General features: G+C 60.5%; 21 protein-coding genes. 12 read left to right on the top strand and 9 right to left on the bottom strand.

The window, feature by feature from the left end; genetic code table 11:
* Position 1 precedes the first annotated feature (1 nt).
* The 3 genes from NCT03_RS23345 to NCT03_RS23335 all read right to left on the bottom strand — a co-directional run bounded on the left by NCT03_RS23345 (position 2) and on the right by NCT03_RS23335 (position 3,451).
* Positions 2–1,183, bottom strand: coding sequence for an ABC transporter ATP-binding protein (locus tag NCT03_RS23345; protein ID WP_250494087.1), 1,182 nt, complete (start codon positions 1,181–1,183; stop codon positions 2–4).
* Positions 1,184–1,209: 26 nt separating this feature from the next.
* Positions 1,210–2,358 (bottom strand): SRPBCC family protein, encoded by a 1,149-nt coding sequence (locus tag NCT03_RS23340; protein WP_250494086.1) that lies wholly within the window; start codon positions 2,356–2,358, stop codon positions 1,210–1,212.
* Between the two features lie 166 nt (positions 2,359–2,524).
* Positions 2,525–3,451 (bottom strand): LysR family transcriptional regulator, encoded by a 927-nt coding sequence (locus NCT03_RS23335; RefSeq protein ID WP_250468380.1) that lies wholly within the window; start codon positions 3,449–3,451, stop codon positions 2,525–2,527.
* A gap of 234 nt (positions 3,452–3,685) precedes the next feature.
* Between NCT03_RS23335 and NCT03_RS23330 the strand changes: the two genes are divergently transcribed.
* The 5 genes from NCT03_RS23330 (at position 3,686) to NCT03_RS23310 (ending at position 8,900) form a co-directional block, all read left to right on the top strand.
* Positions 3,686–5,017 (top strand): flavin-containing monooxygenase, encoded by a 1,332-nt coding sequence (locus NCT03_RS23330; RefSeq protein WP_250494083.1) that lies wholly within the window; start codon positions 3,686–3,688, stop codon positions 5,015–5,017.
* 57 nt (positions 5,018–5,074) lie between these two features.
* The gene (locus NCT03_RS23325) at positions 5,075–5,506 is read left to right on the top strand and encodes a RidA family protein (RefSeq protein ID WP_244830202.1); all 432 of its coding nucleotides are present in this window, start codon (positions 5,075–5,077) and stop codon (positions 5,504–5,506) included.
* A 15-nt stretch (positions 5,507–5,521) separates the two neighbouring features.
* On the top strand, positions 5,522–6,199 hold the full coding sequence (locus NCT03_RS23320; protein WP_250494082.1) for a DUF1028 domain-containing protein: 678 nt from the start codon (positions 5,522–5,524) through the stop codon (positions 6,197–6,199).
* The gene (gene argE, locus NCT03_RS23315; protein ID WP_250494081.1) at positions 6,192–7,355 is read left to right on the top strand and encodes an acetylornithine deacetylase; all 1,164 of its coding nucleotides are present in this window, start codon (positions 6,192–6,194) and stop codon (positions 7,353–7,355) included. Before NCT03_RS23320 ends, argE begins: the two co-directional genes overlap by 8 nt.
* 108 nt (positions 7,356–7,463) lie before the next feature.
* Positions 7,464–8,900, top strand: coding sequence for a purine-cytosine permease family protein (locus NCT03_RS23310; RefSeq protein ID WP_250494080.1), 1,437 nt, complete (start codon positions 7,464–7,466; stop codon positions 8,898–8,900).
* A 56-nt stretch (positions 8,901–8,956) separates the two neighbouring features.
* On the opposite strand, the gene hpxZ is transcribed toward NCT03_RS23310, so the two are convergent.
* Genes hpxZ through NCT03_RS23285 form a run of 5 tightly spaced genes read right to left on the bottom strand, consistent with a single transcriptional unit; the run spans position 8,957 to position 12,911 of the window.
* Entirely contained in the window at positions 8,957–9,334 is a 378-nt protein-coding gene (gene hpxZ, locus NCT03_RS23305; protein WP_250494079.1) for an oxalurate catabolism protein HpxZ, read from the bottom strand.
* The gene (locus NCT03_RS23300) at positions 9,331–10,734 is read right to left on the bottom strand and encodes an AtzE family amidohydrolase (RefSeq protein ID WP_250494078.1); all 1,404 of its coding nucleotides are present in this window, start codon (positions 10,732–10,734) and stop codon (positions 9,331–9,333) included. Before NCT03_RS23300 ends, hpxZ begins: the two co-directional genes overlap by 4 nt.
* A complete protein-coding gene (locus NCT03_RS23295) occupies positions 10,731–10,928 on the bottom strand; it encodes an AtzG-like protein (RefSeq protein ID WP_250494077.1) in 198 nt (65 codons plus the stop codon). The genes NCT03_RS23300 and NCT03_RS23295 overlap by 4 nt, the downstream gene beginning before the upstream one ends.
* A 49-nt stretch (positions 10,929–10,977) precedes the next feature.
* Positions 10,978–12,111, bottom strand: coding sequence for an amidase (locus NCT03_RS23290; protein ID WP_250494076.1), 1,134 nt, complete (start codon positions 12,109–12,111; stop codon positions 10,978–10,980).
* On the bottom strand, positions 12,108–12,911 hold the full coding sequence (locus NCT03_RS23285; RefSeq protein ID WP_250494253.1) for a cysteine hydrolase family protein: 804 nt from the start codon (positions 12,909–12,911) through the stop codon (positions 12,108–12,110). The genes NCT03_RS23290 and NCT03_RS23285 overlap by 4 nt, the downstream gene beginning before the upstream one ends.
* Before the next feature lie 175 nt (positions 12,912–13,086).
* On the opposite strand from NCT03_RS23285, the gene NCT03_RS23280 reads away from it, so the two are divergent.
* From NCT03_RS23280 to NCT03_RS23255, 6 genes are all read left to right on the top strand, one after another.
* The gene (locus NCT03_RS23280) at positions 13,087–14,094 is read left to right on the top strand and encodes a BMP family protein (protein WP_404989399.1); all 1,008 of its coding nucleotides are present in this window, start codon (positions 13,087–13,089) and stop codon (positions 14,092–14,094) included.
* On the top strand, positions 14,091–15,662 hold the full coding sequence (locus NCT03_RS23275; RefSeq protein ID WP_250494075.1) for an ABC transporter ATP-binding protein: 1,572 nt from the start codon (positions 14,091–14,093) through the stop codon (positions 15,660–15,662). The genes NCT03_RS23280 and NCT03_RS23275 overlap by 4 nt, the downstream gene beginning before the upstream one ends.
* Positions 15,659–16,765: an ABC transporter permease gene (locus NCT03_RS23270; protein ID WP_502800409.1), complete on the top strand. Its 1,107-nt coding sequence runs from the start codon at positions 15,659–15,661 to the stop codon at positions 16,763–16,765. The genes NCT03_RS23275 and NCT03_RS23270 overlap by 4 nt, the downstream gene beginning before the upstream one ends.
* Positions 16,762–17,679 (top strand): ABC transporter permease, encoded by a 918-nt coding sequence (locus NCT03_RS23265; RefSeq protein WP_250494074.1) that lies wholly within the window; start codon positions 16,762–16,764, stop codon positions 17,677–17,679. The genes NCT03_RS23270 and NCT03_RS23265 overlap by 4 nt, the downstream gene beginning before the upstream one ends.
* A gap of 41 nt (positions 17,680–17,720) precedes the next feature.
* A complete protein-coding gene (locus tag NCT03_RS23260; protein ID WP_244830214.1) occupies positions 17,721–18,425 on the top strand; it encodes a TetR family transcriptional regulator in 705 nt (234 codons plus the stop codon).
* Between the two features lie 174 nt (positions 18,426–18,599).
* On the top strand, positions 18,600–18,875 hold the full coding sequence (locus NCT03_RS23255) for a YlcI/YnfO family protein (RefSeq protein WP_250494073.1): 276 nt from the start codon (positions 18,600–18,602) through the stop codon (positions 18,873–18,875).
* A gap of 29 nt (positions 18,876–18,904) precedes the next feature.
* Here the strand turns inward: NCT03_RS23255 and NCT03_RS23250 are convergent, their stop codons facing one another.
* Positions 18,905–19,795 carry a LysR family transcriptional regulator gene (locus tag NCT03_RS23250; RefSeq protein ID WP_244830215.1) on the bottom strand — a complete coding sequence of 297 codons (891 nt, stop codon included), beginning with the start codon at positions 19,793–19,795 and terminating at the stop codon, positions 18,905–18,907.
* Between the two features lie 219 nt (positions 19,796–20,014).
* On the opposite strand from NCT03_RS23250, the gene NCT03_RS23245 reads away from it, so the two are divergent.
* On the top strand, positions 20,015–20,163 hold a 149-nt coding region (locus NCT03_RS23245), incomplete at its 3' end, for a succinate dehydrogenase, cytochrome b556 subunit (protein WP_502800378.1).

The following is a 20,163-nucleotide window of genomic DNA, read 5'->3' as shown; positions in this document are numbered from 1 at the left end:
GTCAGTTGGCTCCTGCTGTAGCGGGCGTGGTGATTGAAGTTGACGACGGTGTGGAAGAAAGAGGTGTGGACACGCTTCTGGACGCGCTCATCGCAAGTATCTTGCAGTCGTCGTGGCGCCAGGCGACATCGACCGTGCTGCCATCCGCGGGCAAGGCGTGACGCTGAGTGTTCGGCAGCTTGACGACGAGGTTGTCGCGCGTGCCAAGCTTCAGGTGCACGCGATGATGATCGCCGCAATAAACGAGTTCTTCGACTCGGGCGCGCACCACGTTGCTGTGTTCGTCGACATGCGAACCTTCCGCGCTCGGAATGTGCGCGCGTTCGGGGCGCAGCGCGAGCATGGCTTCGTCGCCTTCGGTGAGGCCGGGTTCGCATCGTCCACGAATGATGTTGCCGTCCGCGAGGGCCAGGGTCGCCCATTCGTCGCTCGCACTGGCCACGCGGCCAATCAGGCCGTTGTTCTCGCCCACGAAGTTCGCGACGAAAGCGTTCTGCGCGTTCTCATAGAGTTCGCCGGGCGTGGCGGCTTGCTGAATACGGCCATCGGAAAATACGGCGACGCGGTCCGACATGGTCAGCGCTTCGGCCTGATCATGCGTGACATAGACGATGGTGAGCGACAACTCGCGATGCAGCCGCATGATCTCGTATTGCATGGTTTCGCGCAGACGCTTGTCGAGTGCGCCGAGCGGTTCGTCCATGAGCACGACGCTCGGTTCGAAGACGAGTGCGCGCGCGAGCGCCACGCGCTGTTGCTGACCACCGGAAAGCTGCGAAGGACGCCGGTTCGCGAGATGCGGCAGTTCGATCATTTCGAGCGCGCGCTTGACACGCGCCTTCTGATCGGCGCGGCTTACGTGGCGCACGGAAAGCGGGAACGCGACGTTCTCTGCAATCGTCAGATGCGGAAACAGCGCGTAGTTCTGAAACACCATGCCGATATCGCGCAGATGCGGCGGCTTGTCGTCGAGACGCTTGCCATCGAGACGAATCTCGCCTTGCGTGGGAGATTCGAAGCCCGCGAGCATCATGAGCGTGGTCGTTTTGCCTGAGCCCGATGGCCCGAGCAGCGACAGGAATTCTCCCTTGCGCACGTCGAGATTCAAGTCTTCGACGACGTAATGCACGCCGTCATAAGACTTGCTCACGCCCGTGAACGAGATGAAGGAAGCGTCAGGCATCGTTCGGTCCTGTCCGTTTGCAGTGTTCAATGCGCGCCAACCTTGCTGGCGAGATAGCGCGCGAAGTCATAGTTGGGCCGTTCGAGATGGCTGAGATGGCCGGGCTTTGCAAGCGGCGCATGAACGCCACGAAAAACCGCTTCGACGCCGCGCTTGTCTTCCGCGTTGACTTCATCGAGCAAGGTCTTGAGGGAGGCCATATGCGCATTCGCTTCTGGGTCGGCGATGAACTCGGGCGCAAGACCGCCGCCGAAACGAATATGCACCTGGCCAACGCCTTGCGGTTGCAGCACGAGATACCAGAAGTAGCCAGGTGTGAGCGTGACGAGATGCGTCGGATAAATCGCCAGCAGCGCCGTGGTCTTGCGCCAGTGTCTTGTAAGCCGCGTGTTGTCCGGATGCGCGTTACCAATGGGCAGAGACGCTTCCTTCGTGATCCAGTGGTAATTGAATGCGGGAAAGCCGGGTGGGCATTCCATCTCTTCAAGACGTGAATGCGGTCCTACTGTCGCGCGATGCAGCATGGGCAGGTGATAGCTCTCCATGAAGTTTTCAGCGAGGATCTTCCAGTTGGTGTCCCACACGTGCTCTTCATAGAAAGTTTCGATGTAGTGTTCCATGCCGTAGGCATTGATGAGCCCGCTCAAATCGGCAAGCTGTTCACTGACCGGCCGCGCTTGATCGTCGAGCGTCACATAGATCCAGCCTTGCCATTCTTCACACCGCACGGCGGGCAACTTATAGCTTTCCTTGCAGAAGCCTTCTTGACGGTCCATCAGGGGCGCGCCCTGCAACGCGCCATCCAGCGAGTAATTCCATGCATGATATGGACACACGATCCTGCGCACGTTGCCGCGCCCTTCGAGCAGAACCGACATGCGATGCAGGCAGACGTTGGACATCGCCTTCAGTTGCATCTGCTCATCGCGCAACACCACGATGGGCTGTGCGCCAATGCGCGCCGTCAGGTAGTCGCCCGGCATCTTCAAGGCGCTTGCGCGGCCAACGCATTGCCATTCGTGTTCGAAGATGTCGCGCTCTTCGAGCGACAAGAAATCGGCGGAGGTGTAGACGCCAGGCGGCATGGCATGCGCGTCGTTGAACGATCGTTCGCAACCGGCGCGCAACTCGTCGACGAGTGCCGTGATCGGGATCGTTCTTGCCTGGCTGGTCATGAAAGACTCCTTGAATCTATTTCCTTATAAGCGCGCCAGCGTAGAGTCGGCAAGGCGTTGCGCTCGCATGGCAACAAATTTATCAAGCCAAATTACCAGCCAAAATATTGTTTTCGGATACAAAGCAGAGCTTTTGCCTATGTAGCGTTCCTGGCTTTAGCGTTTCTTAGGCGTCTAGATGCAGCCGCCGGATATAGTTCTCACAAAACGAGGCGAAGCGTTGCACCACTTGGCGCGGCTTCATGGTGCGCGATTGCGCAATGCCTAGCGTCGTTGCATTGACGTTGTCCTTGAAGCGCTTAATCACGAAGTCTTCACCATCTACGGTGCGATTCGATTTGAGCGGAAAATTGAGGATGCTATAGCCTAAGCCGTTAGCCACCATGCCGCGCACGACTTCAGGCTGCGACGACCGAAATGCGGGAACCGGCCGGTTGCCGACGGCATCGAAAAGGGCCGCGAAATATTCTCGGCTATGCGGTAAATCCAGCATCACGTAAGGCTCCGCTTCGAGATCCGCTAATGAGACCTTGCGCGCGCGGGCTAGCCGGTGCGTCTTCGGCAAGATGACATAAGGCGGCAGAGAGAGCAGTGGCGTAAACGCGATGTCCTCGGTCAAATCCAGGCTATAGGTCAGCGCAATATCGAGCGAGCCGTCGTGCAAGCCTCTTAGCAGGCCATCCTGATGCGCCTCGACGGTCCTAAAGGAAATCCCTGCATGCTCGCCGGTGAAGCGGCTTATGAGCCCCGGCATGAGCGGCGGCGCAAGTGAAACGAGGCAGCCGAGCGCGATCGAGCCCGTCATGCCGCCATCCATTTCCTTAGCGGCCATTTGCAATTCTTCGGCTATTTTTAGCAGATTGCGCGCTTGCCCCAGAAGGTCTCGGCCTGCTTGCGTAAGCGACAATCCCGCCGCGTGATGCCGTATGAAAAGCTGCACGCCAAACGATATTTCGAGGTCCGCGAGCGCGGTCGAGATCGACGGCTGCGAAATGTGCAGGCGCCGCGCGGCGGCTGTAAAAGACAGCACTTCCGCCGTCACGACGAAGTAGCGCAATTGCCGAAGCGAGTAACGCAAAGGGTGGTTTTCCATCGGAAACGCTCCGCCTCTAAACGGTTGACCGGCCGAATTGTGGCTTCGCCAAAAAGGATTGCATAGCCAAAACCGATGCTAAGCATTTTTTAAATATATTTTTAGAATTCTGCGCTCAAGCGTAAATTTGGGCTTCATTGGCAGCATGCCAGCCACGCACGACTGCACGTATCTCAAGGACGCTGACTTCGCCGGACACTTCCGCGAAGTAAAGCCATATCGAAGGACATAGCCATGACAGTGGAAATAACCTCAATCGACACGCTCGTCGTTGGCGCCGGTCAGGCCGGCGTGGCGATGAGCGAGCATCTGAGCAAGCTCGGCGTGCCGCACCTCGTTCTTGAACGCGACCGCATTGCGGAACGCTGGCGCACGGGACGTTGGGACTCGCTCGTGGCGAACGGTCCGGCGTGGCACGATCGTTTCCCCAATCTCGAGTTCGATGAAGTCGATCCCGATGGCTTTGCCAATAAAGATCAGGTCGCCGATTACTTCGTCACCTACGCCGAAAAGTTCGATGCACCCATTCGCACGGGCGTCGAAGTCAAGAAGGTGGTTCGCAATGTCGGGCGGCAAGGCTTCACCGTCGAAACATCGGAAGGCGTGATCGAAGCGAGCCGTGTAGTCGTCGCTACTGGTCCGTTCCAGAAGCCGGTCATCCCGGCTATCGCCCCGAAGGACGAGCGTCTTACGCAGCTTCATTCGGCTGATTATCGGAATCCTGAGCAATTGCCGGAAGGCGCGGTGCTCGTGGTAGGCGCGGGATCGTCGGGCGTGCAGATTGCGGATGAACTAATGCGCGCCGGTAGGAAGGTGTATTTGTCGGTCGGCCCGCATGACCGTCCGCCGCGCGCGTATCGTGGCCGTGATTTTTGCTGGTGGCTGGGCGTGCTCGGCGAGTGGGATGCGGAAGTCATGCGGCCGGGCAAGGAGCACGTCACGATTGCAGTGAGTGGCGCGCGCGGTGGACAAACAGTCGATTTCCGCCGTCTCGCGCATCAGGGCATGAACCTCGTCGGTCTCACGAAGTCATTCGAGAATGGCATTGCAACGTTTCAGCCAGACCTCACGACCAACATCAACAACGGCGACGACAACTACTTGTCTTTGCTGAGCGCCGCAGACGCGTATGTGGCGCGCAATGGTATCGATCTGCCGGACGAGCCCGAGGCACGCATCATTCCGTCCGATCCGGAATGCATGAAGCAACCTGTTCTCGAACTGAACCTTGCCGATGCTGGCGTGAGTTCGATCATCTGGGCAACCGGCTACGCCGTCGACTTCAGCTGGCTCGATGTCAACGCCTTCGACGATAAAGGCAAGCCCAAGCATCAGCGCGGCGTTTCCAAGGAGCCCGGCGTTTATTTCCTTGGCTTGCCCTGGCTTTCGCGGCGCGGCTCCGCTTTCATCTGGGGCGTCTGGCACGATGCAAAACATATTGCCGATCATATCGTCACGCAGCGCAAGTATCTCGCGTATCACGATGCGTCGCGCCGTCATGCCGGCCAAGCCGCGACTTTCAGCGATCCGCGCGTGCACAAGGTCAGCGAGATGGGCGTGAACTGACGATCGCCCAAGACGCCGCATTCACTATTCAATCATTCTCAGCTTCGAGGTGCATCGATGAGCCAACCTACGCATACGCGTATCCGCATGTTCAACACGAAGGATACGTACCCGAACCAGACGCTCGATAACGATCTTTGCCAGGCCGTGCGCGCCGGCAACACGGTCTATGTGCGTGGTCAGGTGGGAACGGATTTCGAAGGCAATCTGGTGGGTCTCGGCGATGCACGCGCGCAAGCCGAGCAGGCGATGAAGAATCTCAAGCAGTTGCTCGAAGAGGCGGGCAGCGACATGAGCCATATCGTCAAGACGACCACGTATCTGATCGATCCGCGTTATCGCGAGCCGGTGTATCAGGAAGTCGGCAAGTGGCTCAAGGGCGTGTTTCCCATTTCGACGGGGCTGGTGGTGAGCGCGTTGGGACAGCCGGAATGGCTGATGGAAATCGATGTGATCGCAGTCATTCCTGAAGGCTGGAAGCCCGCCTAAGTCGAGGAGCCTTGCATGACATTCTCCGTGATCGGACGTTGCCAGGAAACCGGCCAGCTTGGCATTGCAATCAGTTCGTCGAGTATCGCCGTGGGCGCGCGATGTCCGTGGGCACGCGGCGGCGTGGGCGCGGTGGCCACGCAGAACGTGACTTTGCCCGCACTTGGGCCGCAGATTCTCGACCTCATCGACACTGCGCAACTCGATCCTCAGGCGGCGCTCGACCGTGCGCTCGATGCGAACGCGTACAGCGAATATCGGCAAGTAACGGTCATCGACGCTCATGGCCGCACCGCGTTTTTTAGCGGCAAGGAAGCGCTTGGCCTGCATCACGCGGTGGCTGGAGATCAATGCGTCGCCGCAGGCAACATGCTTGCGAGCCTCGGCGTGATCGAAGCCATGATTCCCGCGTTCGAAAACACCAAAGGCATGCTGGCGGATCGTTTGCTCGCAGCGATGCGGGCGGCGATGACCGCAGGCGCCGAAGCCGGGCCGGTGCATTCCGCGGCGCTCAAGATCGTAAGCGATCTGAGTTGGCCTATCGTCGATCTGCGCGTCGATTGGGCCGACGCCGACCCCATCGGCCAGCTCGATGGTCTGTGGCAGGCTTACCGGCCGCAAATGCAGGACTACGTGACCCGTGCGCTGAACCCGACAGCGGCGCCTAGCTATGGGGTGCCGGGCAATGAGTGAGATGTCGAGCCGCGACGTGCTCGAACGGCTGATCGGCTTTGCAACCGTCAGCCGCGATTCGAACCTGGAACTCATCGAGTTCGTTCGCGACGCCCTTGCGAATCTCGGCGTCGAGAGCGAACTGTTTTATAACGCCGAGCGAACGAAGGCGAATCTGTTTGCGACGATCGGTCCGCGTGACAGGGGCGGCATCGTGCTATCCGGTCATACCGATGTCGTGCCCGTCGATGGCCAAGCCTGGACGCTCGATCCCTTTCGGCTTACCGAGAAGGAAGGGCGCTTATATGGCCGTGGCACGGCGGATATGAAGGGTTTTATCGCCTCGGTGCTGGCGTCGGTGCCCACGTTTCTTAAGAAATCGCTAGTCATGCCCGTACACCTTGCCTTCTCTTACGACGAGGAAGTCGGTTGCCTTGGGGTGCGGCCCATGTTGGAGCAACTGGCAAGGCGCCCACAGAAGCCCGTTTTGTGCCTGATCGGAGAGCCTACCGAACTGAAGCCCGTGCTCGGTCATAAAGGCAAGCTCGCCATGCGCTGCCAGGTGAAGGGCGCGGCTTGTCACTCGGCTTACGCACCCTACGGCGTGAACGCCATAGCGTATGCAGCACGTCTTATCGGCAAGCTGGATGATATTGGCGAGCAGCTGGCACAGCCCGAGCACCATGATGCACTCTTCGATCCACCCTATTCGACCGTGCAAGCAGGCGTCATCAAAGGTGGGCGTGCGCTCAATATCGTGCCGGCGGAATGCGAATTCGATTTCGAAGTGCGTGCGCTTCCCGGCTTCGACGCGCATGAGGTGGCGGATGAATTGCAAAGCTTTGCCGAAGCCGAATTACTTCCGAAGATGCGCGCGGTGAAAGCGGACACGGACATTCGCTTCGAATCCTTGAGCGCCTATCCGGGCTTGGCCACACCACCAGACAGCGAAGCAGCGCGCCTGCTGACGCTTCTTAGTGGCTCGAACGAGTTTGGCACGGTGGCGTTCGGCACCGAAGGCGGACTCTTCAATCAAGCGGGCATCCCAACCGTGGTGTGCGGACCGGGAAGCATGGATCAAGGGCACAAGCCCGACGAGTTCGTGAGCGTCGAGCAACTCGACGCCTGCGACGCCATGCTCGCGCGTCTTGCGGATTATCTAGCAACCGCTTCCTGACACGCGCCATGGCGCGTTCGAGAGCCCCAAGACTTTCGACGGGCTCCGCGGTGCGCATGGTCTTTCGAAACGACTCGCGCATGCGCCAAATCAATAAAGGAGACGACTTTGAATACGTCGGATAGCAACACGTCCTCGTTCATCGAGAAGCATACGATCGGCTATGTGCCGCCGGAGGATCGGCATGGCAAGGTGCGCGATCTATTCACGCTCTGGTTCGGCGGAAACATTGCGCCATTGCCTATCGTGACGGGCGCGCTTGGCGTGCAGATATTCCATTTGAACTTGCTGTGGGGAATCGTCGCGATCATCGTCGGTCAGGCAGTGGGCGGCGTGTTGATGGCGCTGCATTCGGCGCAAGGGCCACAGATGGGTATCCCGCAGATGATCCAGAGCCGCGCGCAGTTCGGATCATGGGGTGCCTTGCTCGTCACGGTGATTGCGGGCGTGATGTACGTGGGCTTCTTTGCATCGAATATCGTGCTCGCGGGCAAGTCGTTGCATGGCATCGAAACGTCGATATCGGTGCCGGTCGGGATCGTCATTGGTGCGGTGGGCTCGGGGTTGATCGGGATCATCGGCTATCGATTAGTTCACATACTCAATCGAATTGGCACGTGGGTGCTGGGCATCGGTATCTTCGTGGGCTTTGCGTACATCTTCACGCATATCGCGACGGCCGATTTCTTCACGCGCGGCGGCTTCAATTTCGCGGGCTGGCTGGCTACCGTTTCCTTGTCCGCGCTATGGCAGATTGCGTTTGCACCTTATGTTTCCGACTACTCGCGCTATTTGCCGAGCAATGTGCGTGTAGCGTCGACGTTTTGGGCGACGTATCTGGGCTGCACCATTGGCTCCTCGCTTGCGTTTGCCTTCGGTGCGGTCGCCGCGCTTGCCGTCGCGCCCGGCGCCGATACGATGGACGCCGTCAAGACTGCGACCGGCCCCCTCGGCTTGCCCATGCTCGTCTTGTTTCTGCTTAGCGTGATTAGTCATAACGCGCTCAATCTCTATGGCGCGGTGCTCGCCACGATTACTTCGTTGCAGACGTTTGCTTATCGCTGGATTCCCACGGCCAAAGCGCGCGCCGTGCTTTCAGTCGCGATTCTGCTTGCCTGCTGCTATGGAGCGATTGGCGCATCGACCAACTTCGTGGGGAATCTCGTCGATCTGGTGCTTGCCTTGCTCGTGGTGCTCGTGCCCTGGACCGCGATCAATCTGATCGACTTCTATGTCATCCATAAAGGGAAGTACGATATTCAATCGATCTTCGAAGCCGATGGCGGCATTTATGGGCGCTTCAATCCGCAGGCTATGATCGCTTATGCAATCGGCATCATCGTGCAGATTCCGTTCATGAATACGCCGATGTACGCCGGTCCCGTGCCGAAGTATCTCGATGGCGCGGATCTGTCGTGGGTCATTGGCCTGCTGCTGACTTCGCCGCTTTATTACTGGCTGGCTTCGCGGGATTCGGGCTATCGGCGCAGACAAGAGGGCGCGTTGACGATGCGGCAAGCGCGCACGGGTCCCGGGTACGAGTGATGATGCCTGGCGGCGCGGCGATCCGTCTGCATGAGGATCGCCGCTCGCGGTCGCGTTTAGGTCATCCAGCTGACATGCGCGCTGACGACCTTCCATCCATCCTCGAAGCGTATCCACGTCTGACTTTGTCGGCCTATACGCGCGTCGCCTTCCCTCTGGAATTCGATATTTGCAACGGCCATCGAATCTCCATAGGTCGTCACCATTCGTGCCGTCACCTCGCGCGCCAAACCTGTTCCGGACCGTGCCGCACGAAACTCGCGTATGGCGTCGTAGCCGTAGAGATTTTCCGTCGCCCCATAGCGCACCGTTAGCGATGAATCAAAAAACAGGTCATCCAGCATCGCGACGTCATTGCTAGTCAGGGCCCGTTCATACGCGTCGAACACCGCATTCACTTCCTCGAGAACATCCGGTCGATTGATCTCGTTCACGCTTTCTCCTCGGCAAAACGCGGTGTCGCACAACCCGCTACGCCAGCTTGCTCCAGGCGCCGGGCGGCTTCGAATGCCAGGGCTTCGCGCCACGGCGCGGCAATCAACTGAACTCCCATCGGCAAGCCGGCTTCCGTTCGCATAGGCGCGGTCACAACGGGCAACCCAAGGCACGAGATGGGTTGCGTCAACATGCCGAGGCTGGCTCGCACTGCCATTCGCTCACCGCGGACCTCCATGAACTCGTCGCCGATGCGCGGCGCCACGACTGGCGTCGCTGGCGCGATCAAGACGTCGTAGCGCTCGAAGAGTTCCAGCACGCGTCGCCGCAACGAAGCGCGGACGCGTTGCGCCTGAATGATCCATGCGGCAGGTAGCAACGCACCAGCGATCAAGCGGTCGCGCGACAAAGGCTCACGCTCGTCGTAGTGCGCGCGAAGGTCCTTCATATGCAATTGGCCACCCTCGGCAGCGGTGATGAGAAACGCTGCACCACGCGCCGCATCGGCATCCGGATACTCGACGGTATCCGTCGCATCGAGCGCGGCCGACGCAGTGAGCGATGCGTTGCGTGCATCGTCGTGTGCGTAGTCGTCGAAATAGCCGGTCAGACGTGCAACGCGCAAGGTTCCGCTCATCGCACGCGCGGGCTCGAATTCACGCTGCGCGCAAGCCATATCGAGTGGATCGGCGAACTGTAGCGCCTCATAGGCAGCGCCGAGGTCCTCGACACTGCGCGCGAATGCACCCATATGATCCAGACTCGCGACGAACGGATACGTTCCGCGCCGCGACAAGCGTCCATAGGTCGGCTTCACGCCGAACACGCCGCACAGCGATGCAGGCACGCGCACTGACCCATTCGTATCGCTTCCGAGAGTGAGAGGCACGAAGCCCGCCGCGACCGCCGCGGCGCTGCCGCCTGACGATCCACCCGCCGAGCGTGTCAGGTCGTGCGGATTGCGGCACGGTCCCGCGTGACTGTTCTCGGTGGTGAAGCCGTAAGCGAACTCGTCCATGTTGAGCGCGCCGACCATGATTGCGCCATGATCAGCGAGTCGTTTAACGAGCGTTGCATCCGCAGCGGCGGGCGCGGCATTGGCGAGCACGCGCGATCCCGCGATCGTCGTGACGCCCGCGATGTCGAACAGGTTCTTCGCCGCAAAGGGAACGCCTGCGAGCGGTGGCAAAGCAGCGCCGCTCGCGCGCCGTGCGTCGAGGGCAGTGGCTTCATCGAGTGCGCGTTCGCGCGTGATCGTGGTGAAGGCGTTGATCTGCGCGTTAAACGTGTCGATGCGAGCGAGCGTTGTTTCGATCAATTCGCGCGCACTGAATGCACCTTCGGCATAGGCACGTGCAATGGCAACTGCGCCAGCAGGGAATGCGTCGTTGATGGTCATGGGCGATACACCGGCGCAGGTTCATCCTGGGCATCGACGGGATAGGCGAGTACCGGTGCCGCGAGTTGCGCGATGCGCGCGAATTGCGTCTTGACACGCGCGGCGGTGTCATCCGTTAGATGAGGGAAGTGCAGCCGAAGTGCGGCGTCGGCATAAGCGTCGAGCGTTCCATCGATTTCCGGTGGCTTGTTCATGGTCTCGTTCGATGTTGAAAGCGATGATGAGTAGACAAGGTCGTCTACCTCATTCGATGTTGGAAAACAGACTTCGCGCCCGCGCAATCAAGGCACGGTCGCTGTTACGCGGACCGATCAAGGACAACGCGAGCGGGCCGGTCGACTCGTTCGCAATGGGTATGGTCACTTGCGGCAGTCCGGCAAATGCCGCGATGGCGTTGAAGGTCAAGGCATCGCGATAGAACGCGCCGATACGCTCCGACGTTTCATTCTGGCGCAAAAGCGAGACGGGCGTAGTTGGCAGCACGATCAAGGCATCGGCGACGATATGCGCAATATGTGCCGCATATTCCTCGCGTAAAGCGTGGCACCGATTCACCTCCGCGTCGTCGATCGATCTGAGCCGCGCGAAGCGTGGCGCGATGTTCGCTCCGAAGCGCGGCGTATGCGTGTCGATCCATGAACCAAGAGACGCACGTATCGCGTCGTCCTGCAACTGCTGATAGACATGCAGCCAGTCCGAGCCCTCGCCCGCGAAGAGTTCGATCTCGGCGGATGCGGGTGCAAATTCGCGCAGACGCGCGGAACCGTGCGCGTCGAATGCTTCCTTGCAGCGCACGAGACGCGTGGGAGCATCGTGGGAAGCGACCTCATCGAGGAGCACGTTTGCAACGCGCGCAAGCACATCACCCGAGCGCGCGAACCATCCGACCGTGTCGAAGCATGGTGCAAACGGCAGCACGCCATCGAGCGATACCGCGTCGTGCGTTGGCCGTATGCCCCAGAGTCCGCAGAACGCGGCAGGCACACGCACCGAGCCGCCGGTGTCGGTGCCGAGTGCGAAATCGACACTGCCGCTAGCAACCGCCGATGCCGATCCGCTCGACGATCCACCCGGCAACGCATGCGGCCAACGCGGATTGAGCGGCGTGCCATAGTGTTCGTTCGCGCCTTCGAGGCTATAGGCGAGTTCATCGGTGATGGTCTTGCCATCCACGGATGCGCCCGCCGCTAACAGCTTCGCCACGCACGGCGCATGACATTGCGCGGCATCGTGCGTGGCAAACCAATCGGGATTGCCGCCGCCCGTCGTCACGCCCGCGATATCGATCAAATCCTTCACCGCAAAACGCAAGCCATCGAGCGCGCCGCTGCCGGTTGCGTTCACGCGAATACGCGGACCGGGAACGAAAGCGTTCATGCGGCCGCGCTGTTCAATGCGTCGGCGAATTGCAAAGAATCCGCGACGAAGCCATAGCATTTCTTCACGTTCCAGATACTCGCTTCCGTGCAGAAGTCGGGCGATGAAGTCGCGCAACAATCGGTGAGCATGACGCAACCGTAGCCGAGAAAATTGGCATCGGTGAGTGTGTGCATCACGCATTGATCCGTGTTCACGCCCGCGAAAAACACGGTACGTGTACCGAGATTACGCAAAATGCTGTCGAGCGGCGTGTCCCAGAAGCCGCTGATGCGGTACTTGTCCACGCTGATGTCTTGCGGTTCGATCTTCAGTTCATCGACCACGGCGGCGGCCCACGAATCTTTTTCGAGGACATGTGCGCCATGTTCAGGCAAGGCCTCGCCAAGCCCGATGCCCGTTCCCTTCGGCTTATACAGATGCAGTTGATTGGGCGGCATGTTGGCGAGATCGGGCCTATTGCCCCAGTTCACCCAAATCACCGGCACGCCGCTTTCCCGCGCGATCGGCAGCAGGCGCTGCAATGGCGCTATTGGTGCACGGTCCGCACCGTAATCGCCCCCGATATGGTCGACCCACCCGCCTTTGGTGCAGAAGTCGTTCTGCATGTCGATGATCACGAGCGCTGTTTTCTCGATGTCGAAGCGCACTTTCTGCGGCTCGGCATCGAGTGTCGCGAGGCGCGGAACGGGCGTTGGCACGGCCATATCGACGAGCGTTTCCGTCGCTTGCCAGCGCGTCTGCGCAAATGCGCCGAGCAAGCCAGCGCCTGCCGTGGCGGGGTTCGGGGCGTGGTCCATCGTGTTCTCCATCGGAAAGAGTTGAGGATGTTGCCGCAGGTCGCCGATGACACCGAACGCGACTGACGCGACGTATTCGTCATTCACGCGCGGGTCGAACATGGCATTGAAGTTGCAATGTGCATTTCGCTCATGAATAACCTACTTACCGAAACTCAACGCAAAAGGAGTGCCAGTGATGTTCCGTTCGCAACAGCCTTCCATCCTGATGAAACGCGTCGTGGCCATTGCCGGCGTAGTTGCGCTCGGCGTGCCGGCGTTCTTTATCCGCCCTGCGCACGCGGCCGATGAAGCGATGCGCGTGGGCGTCCTGATCCCCGGTTCGAAATCCGACAAGGGCTGGATGGAGTCGGGGTATGAAGGCGTCGCGGCCGCGCAAAAGGAGTTCGGCCCGAAGCTGAAGACGCAGATCATCGAGAACATCAACTACGCGGACATGGAGCAGGCGCTCACGAATCTCGCGACGAAGAATCAGCTCGTGATCGGTATCGGCGGTCAGACGCAGGCTGCGGTACTCAAGGTCGCGAAGCGCTTTCCCAATGTGAAGTTCTCCATCGTCGGCGGCAACAAGGGCGAGAACATGCCGCCGAATGTCGCGGGCTATGACGTGAAGCAGGCCGAGATCGCTTATGTCGCGGGCGCGGCCGCAGCCATGCTGTCGAAGAACGGCGCGGTGAGTTATGTGGGCGGCATGGAGATCCCGTCGATCGTGAATGCGGGTAAGGAATTCGGCAACGGTGCGCGCTATATCAATCCGAAGGTCAAGTACTTCGAGGCTTATACCGGCGACTTCGACAACGTGGCGAAGGCGCGCGAAGCGACGGCAGCGGCCATCGCGCAGGGCGCGGACGTGCACTATCACATCCTGAATCTCGGCTTGCGCGGGCTCGAACAAGCGGCGAAGGAAAAAGACACGCACATCATCGGCAGCTATACGGACCGTTGCGGAAGCGATCCGCTTTACATCGCATACAGCATCACCGGCGTGGGCTATCAGGCGCAGTACGCCATCGAGCAACTGGAGAAGGGGCAATGGCAGCCGGGCTATAAAGCGTTCGGCCTTGCAATGGGGCCGAAAGCATCCGGCATGGTGATCTGCAAATCCACGCCCGCCATGGACGCCAAGATCAAGCAGATCGAAGACGATATCCAGAGCGGCAAGATCAAGGTTTCTGAAGGATGAGCACGCTGGCTTCCCCATCCGCCGATAGTTCGCCCATTCTCTCGCTGCAGGGAATCGGCAAACGCTTCGGCGCGTTCACGGCGCTCGACGACGTCTCGCTCGACCTGTATCCCGGCGACGTGCATTGTCTGCTCGGCGAGAACGGCGCGGGCAAGTCGACGCTGTGCAATGTGATCTTCGGTGTGCATCAGCCGGATGCAGGCGCCATGCGCGTCAACGGCGCGCCGTATCGGCCGCGCAATCCGCGTGAAGCGCTCGCGAACGGTATCGCGATGGTGCATCAGCATTTCAGTCTCGTCGACGATGCCACCGTGCTCGACAACCTGCTGCTCGGTCAGGCGCGCGGCTGGCTCGACCGGCCAGCGGAAGCCACGCGCGTGCAAGACGTGTTGGCGAGCGTCGGTCTCGATCTTGCGCTCGACGCGAAGATCGCGGACTTGTCCGTCGGCGAACGGCAACGCGTCGAGATCGTCAAATGCCTGATGCGCGAGCCGCGTCTTCTGCTGCTCGATGAACCCACCGCCGTGCTCTTGCCCGCCGAGATCGATGCGTTGCTCGACACGTGCGAACGCGTGGCGAGACGCGGTTGCGCGGTAGTGCTCGTGACGCACAAGCTCAAGGAAATCGGCCGCATTGCGACACATGCGACCGTGCTGCAATCCGGACGCGTGGTCGCGCGTTCGTCGAATCCATCGAGGGATATCGACCGGCTCGTGCACGCGATGATTCATCGCGAAGACAGCGATGCCGCCGACGATCTCGCGACGCGTCTGTCACTCGTGCAAAGCGGCTCGCCGTACTCGCGACCGCTCGATGACGAAGTACTGCAACTTGACGGCCTGAGCGCTCGCGACGCGGAAGGCGTCACGCGTCTCGCGGACTGCACGCTCGTCGTGAATCGCGGCGAGATCGTCGGTATCGCGGGCGTGGAGGGCAACGGTCAAAGCGAACTCGGCGCGGTGCTCGCGGGCATGCTGAGCGCATCGTCGGGGCGCTTCTTTATCGCTGGCCGCGACATGACCAACGCCAGCCCGCGCGAATTAACGGAAGCGGGCGTCGGTATCGTGCCGGAAGATCGTCATGCGGTAGGCTGCGTCATCGGCATGAGTCTCACCGACAACCTCTTGCTCAATCATCTCGACCGCTATACGCGCGGTGGCTTTCTGCGCCGCCGCGCCATGCGCGATGCCGCGCTCGAACTCATGCAACGTTTCGACGTGCGTGCAAGCGGCCCCGATGCGTTGTTCGGCGGACTGTCCGGCGGCAATCAGCAGAAAGCCGTTCTTGCACGCGAACTCACGCTCGACCCTTTGCTGTTCCTGCTTGCGGCGCAGCCCACGCGCGGGCTCGATGTCGGCGCGGTGGCCGCCGTCTATGCGCATATTCGCGCGGCGCGCGACCGCGGCGTGGGCGTGCTGCTCATTTCCTCTGAACTCGACGAACTGATGAGCGTCGCCGATCGCATCGTCGTGCTGTATCGCGGTCGCATCATGGGCACATGTACGCCCGATGCGAGCAATCGCGGTCGTATCGGTGCATGGATGGCGGGCTCGGGAGATAACGCATGAACGTCAACATGAAGTTGCATCGGCCGTTCGCGGCAACGTCCGGCGCGCGCCATGCGCCGCAATTACGCGTTGCGTTCGTGATCGCGGCGGCCGTGCTCTTTGCGATGCTCGCGGCGCTCGGCTTGATCGCGTTGATGGGCGTATCCATTGCCGATGCGCTCGCCGCGTTCGCAGATGGCGCGTGGGGCTCGCCCTATGCAATCGGGGCCTCCGTCAATCGCAGCCTCGCGTTCGCGCTCGTCGGCACGGGCTTCGTCATCGCAAATCGCGCGAAGCTGACCAACGTGGGCGGAGAAGGGCAACTGGCGATAGGCGGCATAGTTGCCACGGCGATGAGTCTCTACGGCGGATGCGCGCACTTGCCTTTCGGCCTCGCCTTCATCGTGCCGATGCTCACGGCGGCCGCCGCGGGTGCGGTATGGGGCGGCGTGCCCGGCGTGCTGAAAGCTAACGCCGGTACCAACGAAGTCATCAGTACGCTGCTGCTTTCGTTCATCGCCGTGTGGCTGCTTTACTGGTGCGTGCAAAGCGATGCACTGTTGCGTCAACCAATGACGAGCGGCGCGACCTTGCCTGAATCGCTGGAAATACCCGACGTAACCAAGCTGCCGGCCATCTTCATGGCAAGCGGCATGAATCTGAATATCGGCTTGCCGGTGACGCTCGTGCTGGCTGTTGCATCGGCCGTGATGCTCGCGCGCACGCGCTTCGGCCTGTCGTTGCGCGCAGCGGGGCTCAACGCCGTTGCCGCCAAGCGCGCGGGCTTGCCGATTACGTCATCGCTCGTCGGCGCGCTTGCGATCGCAGGCGCGTTCAGCGGACTCGCCGGCGCGTTGATGCTGCAAGGCGATCAATACTCGCTGAAGGCGGGCTTCTCGTCGGGCTACGGTTTCGATGGCCTCGTCGTCGGTTTGCTCGCGCGTGGTTCGATCACCGGCGTGTTCGCGGCGGCCTTGATGTTCGGCTTCTTGCGCTCGGGTGGCATCAACATGGAGATGGTCGCGCAAGTACCATCAGCGCTCGTGCTGATCGTGCAGGGCATCGTCACCATCGCTTTGGCAGGCGGCGCAATGTGGCTCGATAAAGGAGAAACTTCGCGATGAACCTCGAACTTCTCGCGGTCTTTGCGGGCGCATCCATTCGCCTGGCCGCGCCCATGTTGCTTGCTTCGACCGGCGAACTCATCAGCGAACGCGCAGGCGTGTTGAACATGAGCGTCGAAGGCATGATGCTGACGGGCGCGTTTCTCGGCGCGGTGTTTTCCTGGCTGACGGGGCATCCATCGCTCGGGCTTTTATGCGGCATGCTCGGCGTGATTCCGCTTGCCTTGCTGCAGGCGTTTCTGAGCGTGACCTTGCGCGCGAATCAGATCGTGACGGGCATCGGCATCAACATTCTCGCGCTTGGTGGCACGACGCTCGCATACCGGGCAGTTTTCGGCGAACGTTCCAGCGCGGTCATTCCCGGCCTCGCGCACTGGTCGCCGCCCGTGCTCGGCAAATTGCCGTTGATCGGCGAGCCGGTGTTCGGTCAGGTGTGGCTGCTGTATGCGGGGCTTGCCGTTTTGATCGCAACGTCGGTCATCATGCGCCGCACCGCGCTCGGCATTGCGCTGCATGCGACAGGCGTCGCGCCACGCGCCGTCGATCAATCGGGGCTGCCTGTTACGCGCATTCGTTATGGCGCGGTGCTGTACTCGGGCGTGATGTCGGCGGCAGCGGGCTGCTTCATTTCCATCGGCGACATACACACGTTCACGGAGAATATGACCAACGGTACGGGTTATTTGGCGATTGCCGCCATCATCTTCGGCAACTGGAAGATCGGCCGCACGGCGCTCGCGTGTCTCTTGTTCGGTGCCGCCACGGCCATGCAGTTTCAGCTACCGATGTTTGGTCTGCACGTGCCCACAGCGTTGCTCATCATGTTGCCGTATTTGCTTGCGTTGATCGCGGTGGCGGGGCTCATCGGCAGACAGACCGCACCGCCCGCGCTCACGCTGCCGTTCAGACGTTAAAGGCGGGTAACATCGACATGTCCTTATCAACGACACGACTCATGGCCCCGCCCAAGCTGAAAAGTGCCTCGAAAGAAGATGCAGCGCCCACACGCCGCACGCAGCTCGCGGCGAAGACGAAGGAGCGCATCTTCAGGATCGCCATTCGCGAGTTCGCGGACAAGGGCTTTTCCGGTGCGCGCGTAGAGACCATCGCGAGCCGTTCGAAGGTCAACATCCGCATGATCTATCACTACTTCGGCGGCAAGGAAGCGCTTTATGTCGAAGTCCTGGAGCATGTGCTCGCGCGCCTTCGCGAAGCCGAATTAGCTGTCACGCTCGACGCGCATACCGTCGATCCCGCCGCGGGCATTTTGCAACTTTATGACTTCACCGAAGGCCATTTCGCGGCACACCCCGAGCTGCTGTGTCTGCTTTCATGGGAGAACCTGAATCGCGCGCGCTACATGAAGCGTTCGAAGGTCATTCCAGCAATGTCGTCGCCGGTGCTCGACATGCTGCGCACGCTGATCCGTCGTGGCGAGACGGCAGGGACGTTAAGACGTGGCATCGACCCGTTGCATCTCTATGTCACGCTGGTGAGTCTCGCGTATTTTCACAAATCGAACGCGTACACGCTGTCACGCATGTTCGATACCGAAATGCTCGCCGCATCGTGGCAATCCGCGCACAAGGATCAGGCGCATCAACTCGTGCGCGCGTTTCTCGCAAGAGAAGGTACGATGAAGCTCGCGGTGAATGCGTGATGTGGTGAATGCGTGTAGCGGTGAATGCGTGAATAAGCGTGCGATTCAAGCCGCGCGCAGGCATGTTTGCGAAGGCCGCAACAAAGAAGCATTGCGATGCGCCGCCTCTTTGTGATAAAAGCCGAGCCACGCACGCGTCCGTTATCGACGCGGGACATGCATTGGGAGTCAAGGTTGAGAAGGTCCGCCGAAAACAAGTTGAAGGTCGTCGCGGTTCGCGTCGAGCCCGCGATCGAACAAAGATTACGCATACTGGCGGAAGCGACTGGGCGCAAGCAGTCGTTTTTTCTGCAGCAGATGATCGAAAGCGGCATCGCCGCAATGGAAGAGCGGTGGCTCTCGCCGCAAGTGCTCGAACAGGTCAGGAGCGGCGCGTTGCAGTCGTTGCAGCCATCGAGCGGTGCGACGTCGGATTTGTTCGGCGATTTGCACGACGCTCAGGCCGATTGAGCGGCTTCGCTCACGCGGAAGCGGCCACCCTAAACCTGAGCAAAACCCAGTGCCATATCGAGAAAGTTCGCGGTCTTGGCTTGCGTGGCTTCAATCCGCGATGCCAACGCAAGCCTGATCGATACGGCTTTGCCGGTCATGTCGGCATACACGACGCCTTCGACCTGTATCTGGCACACGGAAGCCGGCACGAGCGACACGCCGAACTCGGCTGCGACGAGGTTCACGACCGACGAAAGCTGCGGCGCCTGCTGGCCCGCAACGGGCTCGAAACCGGCCTCCCTGCATGCGCCGACGATCACATCGTGCAGCGTCGGACTCGCCACGCGCGGCAGCATGACGAAGGGATCTTCGGCTAGCGCTGACAATGCGATCTTCTTTTTCTTCGCCAGCCGATGCGTAACGGGCAGCACCACACGCATGGGCTCTACCGCGATGTGGTGAAACTCGACGCCCACGGGCGACTGGCTGCCGAGCCGCACGAACGCGACATCGACGGTGCCTGCATCGAGATAAGCCAGCAATTGGGCGGTGTTGCCTTCGGCCAACGTAAGAGTAACGTTAGGAAACGCCTGCCGATACGCGCGAATCAGTTGCGACACGACCGGATTGAACGCCGCGGAACCCGTGAAACCGATGTTGAGTTGCCCCATTTCACCGCGTCCCGCGCTTTGCGCGTTTTCCACGGCAATGCGCGTGTCGTTCAGGATGCGTCTGGCATCGGCCGCAAACGCTTCTCCGGCCTCGGTCAGCACCACGCCGTGCCCCGTGCGACGGAACAGACGCACGCCGATTTCGTCTTCTAGAGCGTGAATCTGCTGACTGAGCGGCGGCTGCCCGATGCCAAGCCGCTCCGCCGCGCGCGTCACGTTTAGCTCTTCGGCCACGGCCAGAAAATAACGAATATGGCGCAATTCCATGCGATATCTGTTAAAGCTATTTCAGAAAGACGAGATAGATATTGGACAGTATAACAACGACGCGACAAAATAACGCTATCGCGCAGACCGCGCGCCTATAACTCTTCCTCCAATACACGCGGCCGGTTTTCGACTGAGGCCGACGGGACGAGTCGCGCTCGACGAGCGTGCCGGCGACGTGCTGCGGTTGCTCAATCCAAAGTGAGAAGGGGTCTTCCCGTGGCTGAAGCCGTAAAAAAACCAAGGCCCGAGTTCCGGAACATCGGGCTTGGTCAACTCGCGAAGTATCGCTTGCCGCTCGCCGGGAAGGTGTCCATCCTGCATCGCATCAGCGGCTTGCTGCTTTTCGTGTCGCTGCCGTTCATTCT

This window comes from Caballeronia sp. GAWG1-1, assembly GCF_023631465.1.
GTDB lineage: Bacteria > Pseudomonadota > Gammaproteobacteria > Burkholderiales > Burkholderiaceae > Caballeronia.
Note: the sequence above shows the minus strand (reverse complement) of the source record. Positions and strands in the feature narration are given on the sequence as shown.